This window comes from bacterium (genome assembly GCA_024224155.1).
Taxonomy (GTDB): domain Bacteria; phylum Acidobacteriota; class Thermoanaerobaculia; order Multivoradales; family JAHEKO01; genus CALZIK01.
In genome coordinates this window covers 1-939 of record JAAENP010000510.1, presented here as the reverse complement: position 1 = coordinate 939, position 939 = coordinate 1, and the positions used below count along the sequence as shown (strand labels likewise).

Here is a 939-nt window from a genome sequence, read left to right as displayed (position 1 = left end):
GATTCGCCCGGAGCCTTGCCCTGGGCGCGCAGTACCTGGGCCATGTAGGGGTCGGAGGCGTCGGACACGACCTCGAGGCTCGACATCACGCCGACGCGCTGTTTGGTCGGCCAGACCATCGACTGGATGCGCTTCGAGATCTCGTACTCGATGGTCTCCTGTTGGTTCGGCCACAGGAAGTCGATGACGTCGCGGCTGCCGGTCTGGGTCTGGAACACCAGGCCGAAGAAGAAGAGGTCGCCGTGCTGGTTGATCGGCTTGCCGTCGAGGCCGTAGTCGGCGGCGTCCTGGGCCTCGTCGGTGTCGGGCATCGGGTCGATGAAGCTGACTTTGAGCTTGCCCTCGGCCGCGATCTCGTACTCCCCCAGCAGCGCCCGGATGTACTTCTCGTAGGTGATGAAGTCCTTGATGAACTTGGGCAGCGACTTGCCGGCGGTCTCGGAGAAGTAGAGCTTGATCTCGAGCGGCTTGACCCCCTCTTCCTGCAGGCGGGCGAGGATCGCCTCGGTGCCGTCGGTCAGGGAGTAGAGGTTGTCGGAGGTGAAGTCGGCGCGCAGGTTCTCGCTCCAGCGGGTGAGCACGTGGATGCCGAAGACGGCGACCAGCGCCACCAGCGCCAGGGTGGTGACGCGGCTGTTCAGGATCTTCTGGAAGTCCATACTCGATTCCTCCTCAAGAAGCCTTGGTGCGGTCCAGGGCGACCATGCCGCAGACCAGCCAGCCGACGGTGAACAAGATGAAGAACGCCAGCGTGCCGAATTCGATCAGCCCGCGGGTGAGCGTGTCGAAGTGGTCGGCGACCGACAGCGACAGCATTACCTGCTCGGCGTAGCCGCCGAGAGCGCCGCCGACGGTCTCGAGCGACTGCGGCAGGCCGACGATCAGGAACGTCACCGTCGCTGCGGTGCCGAGGATGAAGGCCACCACCTGGTTCTTGGT

The 939-nt window shown here is 64.5% G+C and carries 2 protein-coding genes; both read right to left on the bottom strand.

The genetic code is table 11. The features are described from left to right. The coding region (locus GY769_23950; protein MCP4204974.1) for a GldG family protein at window positions 1–659 on the bottom strand (659 nt) is incomplete at its 3' end. 13 nt (window positions 660–672) lie between these two features. Beyond that, on the bottom strand, window positions 673–939 hold a 267-nt coding region (locus GY769_23945), incomplete at its 5' end, for an ABC transporter permease (GenBank protein ID MCP4204973.1).